The sequence below is a fragment of the Jatrophihabitans sp. genome (assembly GCF_036389215.1).
Taxonomy (GTDB): domain Bacteria; phylum Actinomycetota; class Actinomycetes; order Mycobacteriales; family Jatrophihabitantaceae; genus Jatrophihabitans_A.
In genome coordinates this window covers 1-6,760 of record NZ_DASVQG010000316.1, presented here as the reverse complement: position 1 = coordinate 6,760, position 6,760 = coordinate 1, and the positions used below count along the sequence as shown (strand labels likewise).

At 70.2% G+C, this 6,760-nt stretch carries 9 protein-coding genes; all 9 read right to left on the bottom strand.

Annotated elements, in window-relative coordinates; genetic code table 11:
* Nucleotides 1–1,110 (bottom strand): LysM peptidoglycan-binding domain-containing protein (locus VF542_RS18025; protein WP_408653082.1); only part of this gene is annotated, 1,110 nt, incomplete at its 3' end.
* Complete coding sequence (locus tag VF542_RS18020) at nt 1,110–1,586, bottom strand: Tad domain-containing protein (RefSeq protein ID WP_408653081.1); 477 nt, start codon at nt 1,584–1,586, stop codon at nt 1,110–1,112. The genes VF542_RS18020 and VF542_RS18025, both read right to left, overlap by 1 nt.
* The gene (locus tag VF542_RS18015) at nt 1,583–2,035 is read right to left on the bottom strand and encodes a TadE family protein (protein ID WP_408653080.1); all 453 of its coding nucleotides are present in this window, start codon (nt 2,033–2,035) and stop codon (nt 1,583–1,585) included. Before VF542_RS18015 ends, VF542_RS18020 begins: the two co-directional genes overlap by 4 nt.
* 5 nt (nt 2,036–2,040) lie before the next feature.
* Nucleotides 2,041–2,385 carry a TadE/TadG family type IV pilus assembly protein gene (locus VF542_RS18010; RefSeq protein ID WP_408653079.1) on the bottom strand — a complete coding sequence of 115 codons (345 nt, stop codon included), beginning with the start codon at nt 2,383–2,385 and terminating at the stop codon, nt 2,041–2,043.
* A gap of 104 nt (nt 2,386–2,489) precedes the next feature.
* Nucleotides 2,490–2,687: a hypothetical protein gene (locus tag VF542_RS18005; RefSeq protein WP_408653078.1), complete on the bottom strand. Its 198-nt coding sequence runs from the start codon at nt 2,685–2,687 to the stop codon at nt 2,490–2,492.
* A 59-nt stretch (nt 2,688–2,746) separates the two neighbouring features.
* Nucleotides 2,747–3,646 (bottom strand): type II secretion system protein, encoded by a 900-nt coding sequence (locus tag VF542_RS18000; protein WP_408653077.1) that lies wholly within the window; start codon nt 3,644–3,646, stop codon nt 2,747–2,749.
* Complete coding sequence (locus tag VF542_RS17995) at nt 3,643–4,593, bottom strand: type II secretion system F family protein (RefSeq protein WP_408653076.1); 951 nt, start codon at nt 4,591–4,593, stop codon at nt 3,643–3,645. The genes VF542_RS18000 and VF542_RS17995 overlap by 4 nt, the downstream gene beginning before the upstream one ends.
* A gap of 3 nt (nt 4,594–4,596) precedes the next feature.
* Nucleotides 4,597–5,982 (bottom strand): CpaF family protein, encoded by a 1,386-nt coding sequence (locus VF542_RS17990; RefSeq protein WP_408653075.1) that lies wholly within the window; start codon nt 5,980–5,982, stop codon nt 4,597–4,599.
* Nucleotides 5,979–6,722 carry a hypothetical protein gene (locus tag VF542_RS17985; RefSeq protein ID WP_408653074.1) on the bottom strand — a complete coding sequence of 248 codons (744 nt, stop codon included), beginning with the start codon at nt 6,720–6,722 and terminating at the stop codon, nt 5,979–5,981. The genes VF542_RS17990 and VF542_RS17985 overlap by 4 nt, the downstream gene beginning before the upstream one ends.
* Nucleotides 6,723–6,760 lie beyond the last annotated feature (38 nt).

Sequence of the window (6,760 nt, the reverse complement as noted above, 5' to 3'; positions counted from 1 at the left end):
TGAGACGCCCGCGAGCAGGACTCCGCCGCCTGCGAACGTCACCATGGACGCCTCCGAAGAGTCGTGGGTGGTGCTGGCTGCTGGGCTGTCGTGCTGTTCCTGGCGGGGTGCGGCGGGTGCCGAGGGCTCGGCATGCCCCCGTTGGATGGGCGTCTTTGGTGTCTGTTGGGTTGGTGTTGATGGTTGCGCCGGGTTTGGCTGGGTGGCTGGCGTGGCTGCTGGGATTTTGACGGTCCATCCGGGCTGGATCAGGTCGGGGTCGGTCAGATGCTGGCCGGCCGGCTCGGCCATGCCTTTGCTGGCTTCCCAGATCTGGTGCCAGTCCGCGACGTTGTGCGCCTCGGCGATGCCGGAGAGGGTGTCGCCTTCCTGCACGGTCACGTCCTCAACATCGCTACCGCCAGCGGTCGGTGACGCCGACGCGGGGAGCAGGACCGTCCAGCCGGGCTTGAGCAGTCCCGGGTTGGTCATCACTTCACCATCGGATTGGGCGCGGCCGCGGTTCAGGTCCCAGATCAGTTGCCAGTGCTCGCCGCCGCCGAGACGAGCCTCGGCGATATCCCAGTAGGTGTCCGGCCCGCGACCGTCACCAGGTACGACGTAGCTGACGGTCCGTGGCTGCGCGGTTCCGGTTTGGGGCGTGCTCTGGGTGCTGGCCTGCTGCTGTGCGCTCGTGGTCCGGGGACCGGCGGCTTGGCCGTGAGCCTGCACCGCCGCCACCGCCGCCGCTGGACGGGCGGAAGCTGCCCCCAGCGCGTGCACCGGGCTGGCCAGCGCCGCGGTGGCGGTGCCGAACAGCAGCGCGGCGCCGACCAGGGTGTGCGCAAGGTGCTGGGACGGTCGCAGCACGAGCGGGAGACGGGTCGGAATCGGGGCCTGCCTGACCGCGGCGCCGATCTCGACGAGCACCGAGACCGCGAACTGCGCCCACGCCGTCCACACGACAACGGCGAGCAGGTCGATGAGGACCGTGTCGGTCAGGTCACCGACCTTCAATTCCGCCCAGCCATGTACCGGGTTGCCGATGGTGGCGGCCATTGCGATCGGGATGCCGATGACCAGCACCAGCAGGACCAGGGTGGCGCCGAGCGCCTTCAGGCGACGGCGCATCAGGAGTCTCCGGTGGTGGTGCCGTGCAGGGCGGTCGCTGTCGAGGTGGCTTTGCCCTTGATCGGCCCGACCCCGAACGCGGACAGGATCGTGGTGTTCTTGTGCACGAGGACGGTGACCGTGACGTTGGCGCCGTCGACGTTGACCGTGCCGGTCACTTCTGCGGTATCAAGAATCCGGTTGGCTGCTGCCTGCGCGGCCGCCGGCGATGCGGTCAGCCCGGTCGGGCTTCCCCGCAGAGACTCAGGCGACAGCGCGTCGGCGCCGGCACGCGCCGCCTGCTGCGCCACGTCGGTGGCCTGCTCCCGTGCGGCGAGGGCGTTGCCGCCGTCGATGACCAGACCGGCCATGGCCAGCAGCCCGACGGTGATCACCACGACATACAGGGACACGAACCCGGCCTCGGCCCGCTCACGCAACTGAGCCCGCCTTCCGCGCAGCACCGGAGGGATGCGGGTGAAGGGTCGCCGGATCATCCCCCGCCTCCGAACTGCCGGTACTGCTCCAGCGGCACGGTGGCCGATGCGGTCAGCGTCTTGTGCCCGGGGAAGCCGACCACGGTCAAGTCGGACAGGTTGGTGACGCAACTGATGGTCACCTGAACCTGTCCGCCGGCGTAGAACTGCGAGGTGTCGACCGTCGGCGGCGAGGGCGACTGGCAGCTGATCCCGGCCTGCGCCAGATCCGCGGCCGCCTCTTGCTGCGCCGCGGTCTGCGCCTGTCCAGGTGTGTCGGCCAGCGAGGCCGCCCGGGCGGCCGCAGCGGCGGCATGCTGGACTTCCTGCCGCCCGTGAGTGACCCGGCCGAAACCCACCACGAGGAGCACGAAGGCCAGCAGGAACGGTGTGATGAGAACCAGTTCCAGGCTGCTGAACCCGCCGTCGTCGGCAATCCGGGCGGCACCTGCGCGGACACGTCGCAACATCGCCGTCACGTCCCGAAGGTTTCGACCGGGCCGATGGCCTGCTCGGTGACCGAGAACGACCCGAACGGCACCACCGAGGCGACATCGGCGCGGCAGATGATCACCACGGTGGCGGTGCTGCGTCGCGCGTCGCAGGTGCGGGCCACGAGCAGCCTGGGTGCGACGTCGGTCAGGTACTGCTCAGCCGCGGTCTTACCTTGCGCGGCGGTCCCCTGGTAGCCGCGCGCCACCCGCAGCCCGTCCCGGGCGGCGGCCTCGGTGACGTTGCGGGCGTGGTACAGCATCACGTACTGCACCACGATCATCGTCAGAAGAACCACCACCGGGATGACGATGACCGCTTCCAGCATGGCGAATCCCGAATCGCTGTCGCGGCAATGACTTTTGAGGCGGCGCCGCCGCGGAGGCCGTGCGCGATGCGTCGACTGAGGATTCATGGGGTTGGGGATGCTGCTTATTGGACGTTGACGCTGTTCGCGCCGTCCTTGGCCTTGTTCATCAGGATCGTGGCCACCACGATCGCGGCGACGATCACGACGCCGGCGATGGCCACCCATTCCAGGGTGGAGAAGCCGGCGTCCTCGCCGGACTCCGCGCGGATCCTGCCGATCCGTCCGGCGGCCCAGGCGCCAACCAGCTGCAGCTCTATCAAGGTGCATTCCTTCCTCGGGGGTGAGGTCCTTCGCGGGTGCGGTGTGGGTGGTAGGGGAGTTAGAAGTTGATGTTGACGAAGGCGGGGTAGCCCACGAAGACCATGAATCCGACGGCGATGAGCATGTGCGCCAGCCGCATCGACTGGTTGCGCTCCTGCGCGTTGCCTTCCTCCTCAGCCAGCCGCGCCCTGCGCATCGAGGCGGCGCGTGCGGACAGGGTGGCCCGGACCTGGGCGCCGTCATCGGCGACCAGCTTGATCAGCGCGCCGAGCTCCCGCAGGTCCGGCACCGCGATGCGCTCACCGAGCTGGCCGAGGGCGTCCCACTCGTTCTGCCCGCACAGCCGCGCCCGGAACAGGGTGTCGCGGATCAGCATCATCGGCCACCCCCCACCACGCTGCGCCGCCTCCGGTAGCGCGGCTGCGGCGGCCGCGTGCCCGGCCATCTTCAGCGACACCAGGTCGAGGAAGATCGACAGCTGCTCGGTGAACTCGGCCCGCCGCCTGATGGCCTCCTTCCGGACGTCGAGGTCCGGCGCCACGAACAGCCCAGCTGCGGCGATCACGGCTACAGCCAGGGGCGCCCCGGTAGGCAGGCCCACGCCGGCGAGGTACCGCAACGTCGCCAACGCCACCAGCCCGATCAGGAACCCGGCCACGGAGGCAACGACTTTGCGGCCCATCAGGGTCTCGAAGGACTGGCCGGTGAGCGCCAGATCATGCCGCAGGCTGGTGTAGCGGATGCCGCGTTTGGCCAGCTCCGCGCCGGCCCAGGCACCGACCCGCCCCTGTGCGTCGGCCGCGGTCGCCGATGGGGCCACCGCCGGGCCCGGGGCGCGGTAGTGGGCGTAGAACTGGCCCAGTTCGACGAGAGCGCTGGGCTTGGGCGGCACGATCTGGAGGATCAGCGAGAACAGCACCGCTCCCAACGCGGCGCCGACGACCGCCATTCCGATCATCGGGCACCGGCCCGCGAAGAACCCGTCGCAGGTTCGGGTCCGGTGGTCAGCGCCGTGATGATCCGCTGCTCCATCGGATCGACCTGCTGGCCGGCGCGGGGCAGGAACGGGGTCGCGGGCTTGGCCGACGCCAGCTTGCGGATCCAGGCGAAGGAGGTCGCGAACAGGCCCATCACGACGGCGAGGGCGACCTGGCCGGCCACCGACCGGTACGGGGCGGTGTAGGTGTCGGAGAACAGCACCAAGAACGTGGCGACCGCCAGCACGATGCCGAGCATCAGCTGCACCGCGCGCCGGTCACCGGCCCGGCTGGCGGTGATCTTGCGGCGCAGGTCCAGCTCCTCCCGGCCCGCGACGGCGAGGTTGGTGAGCACGCCGACCAGGCCGTCGCCGCGGGTGCGGACGTTCATCTGCAGCGCGGCGATGATCAGGTCGGCCGAGTGGTTCAGCTGCTCGGCCAGATCCTGCAACGCCTGCTCCAGCGGCACCTTCGACCGCAGCTGGCCGGTAACCCGCAGCAGCGCCGGGCGGATCGGCGGTGCCGCGTTCTGCGCGGTCGCCGGGATCGCCTGCTCCAGCCCGGCGTGCCCGGTCGTGGTGTCGCGCAGCGCCTCGCACCAGGTCACCACCGCCTCCAGGCGCACGATCTGCTGCTGCTCGGATTTTGAACCGCCCATCAGGGCCGGCCAGAACGCCACCAGCCCACCGAGGCCGACCGCGGCAACAGGCCACCGGGTCACCACGACGATCAGCACCCCGAGCAGCAGGCCGCCGGTCAGGCGCAGCATCAGCAGCGGCGACCGCGGCCGGTGCAGCAGCACCCGGATGCGGTTCGGCGGCCGGGTCGGGTCCGTAACCGTTCCGCGCACCGCGACAACGAGCAGCAGCACCGAAGCGCCGATCCCGCCGCCGAGCAGCGCCGCGAACAGCACCTTCAGTTCAGGCACCGGTCACCACCCGCCCTGCTGGGTGGCCGCTGCCCAGGTCGGCATTCCGTCGGTGTAGCCGGCCCGGGCCAGCTTCGGCATCCGCCCGATCGGCACCTCGGGGTTGCGGACCGCGCGGCCATCCTGCGGGGACGGGATGAAGATGTCCGATCGGCCGACCCGGCCGTTCATCATCCCGCTGACCTCGACGATCTCGGTGACGGTGCGCCGCAGACCCAGCTTCGGGTTCTTCTCCACGAACACCACGAAGTCGATCGCGCCGGCCATCAGTGAGTGGGCGACCTCGAAGGAGGGCATCGCGTTCTGGACGGCGTAGGTCGCGATCCGGTTGAACACCTCGGCGGCGTCGCGGGCGTGGATGGTCGACAGTGACCCGTCATTGCCTTGGGCCATCGCCGACAGCATCTCGACAACCTCCGGGCCGAGCACCTCTCCGACGATCACGCGGGAGGGGTTCATCCGCCGCGACCGGCGCACCAACGTGGCGATGTCCAGCCCGCCCCGGCCTTCGGCATCGGAGAGCACTTCCTCCATCTCACGTACGTCGGAGTGCAGCTCCGGGTGACGCCCCAGGCCTAGCTCCAGCGCCTTCTCGATGGTGATCAGCCGCTCCAGCGGGTCAATGCAGTTGATCAACGCACGGAGCAGCGTGGTCTTGCCGGCGTCGGTGGCCCCGCCGACCACGATGTTGCACCGAGCCCGGACCACCGCGTACAGGAAGTCGGCCACCTGCTCATCGACCGTGCCCAGGCTGACCAAGTCCGGCAGCCGCTCGCCGCCCGCCTTGCTCGCGGCCGCAGCCAAATCCGGGCGCAGGAACATCTGCGGATAGCGGTTGCGCCGGATGCTCACCGACGGCGTCTCCGTGGCCGACATCACCGCCGACAGCCGCGACCCGTCCTGCAACCGCACGTCCAGCTCCGGGGCCGCGGGGCTGAACGGCCGGGCATTCATCCCCGCGTAGGACCCCAGATTCTGCACAATGCTGATCAGGTCCTCATCGGTGGCCGCGACCGGCCGCCACAGCTCCTTGACCCCGCCGGCGTAGGTGACCCAGGTCTGGTCGCAGCCGTTGATGTCGATGTTCTCCACCAGCTCGTTGTCCAGCAGCTCCTGCAACTCCCCCGCGCCGTAGATCGCGCTGAAGATCGCCGCCCGCAGCCGCGTCTCGAACGCCGGATCCGCCGGCAACTCCTCACGGCGGCCGAGCAGGTCCTGCAGATGCTGAGACACCACCCGGCGGATGATGCTCTGCGCCTGCTGCTGCTCATCCGCCGGCGAACGGACGGGCCGCCCGGACGCCTGCAGCTCGCGCCGGTCCGCCAGCTGCGCGTCCGCGACCCGGCCCTGCAGCTTGCGGATCAGCGTGTAATCCAGCAGATCGCTCACTGCGACCACCCGCCCACATCCATCCGCGGGCCGCCGCGTGTGGCCTGCGCAATGGGAGCCTGCGACGGAGGAGCTTGAGCAGTGGCGGGATCGGTCGGCGGCCACCAGGCCACCAGCGTCTGGGTGAGCTCGCGCGCCGACGCAAGAAGGTCGCCACCAAGAAGCTTTTTCGTCAGCTGCCCGTCCCGCAATGCCTGCACGCTGCGCTCGTCCTCAGCAATCCAACCGGCCACCGGGATCGTCGACGTCGACGCCTCAGCCGCCAAGAGCTCCTTCACCTCGCGGAGCCGGGTCGAGCGCTGCCGAGCCGAGCAGATGATCGCCACCGCCAAGGGCGACCGGCCGTGGACGCCCTGACCGAGGCGGGCGACGAGCGCGCCGGCCCGCTCCCGCAGGTGATAAAGCCCTTCCGGAGTGCATCGGGCAATGAGCAGCACGATCCTCGACGCCGCAGCGACCGGTCCAGCCGAGCTGTCCTCCTGCAACCGCCCGAGATCGGCGATCACCGCACCAGGCCACCGGTCCACCGCCGCGGCGACCGCCGGCCACTGCCGCGCGATCAGCGCGAAGTCCTCGGTCCGCATGTCGGTAGCCGGAATGACCGGCACCCCCAAGCTCGTCTGATGCGCATAGCTCAGCAGCGACGCCGGCAGATTCCCGCTCCGCGCGTCGACCGCCAACCCCCGCAGCCCGGACAGCAGCGGGAGCAGCTGTCCCTCCGGTGTCCGCAGCCGCAACACCGCGTCACCGCCGGACGGGTCGGCCTCCAGCAGCACCC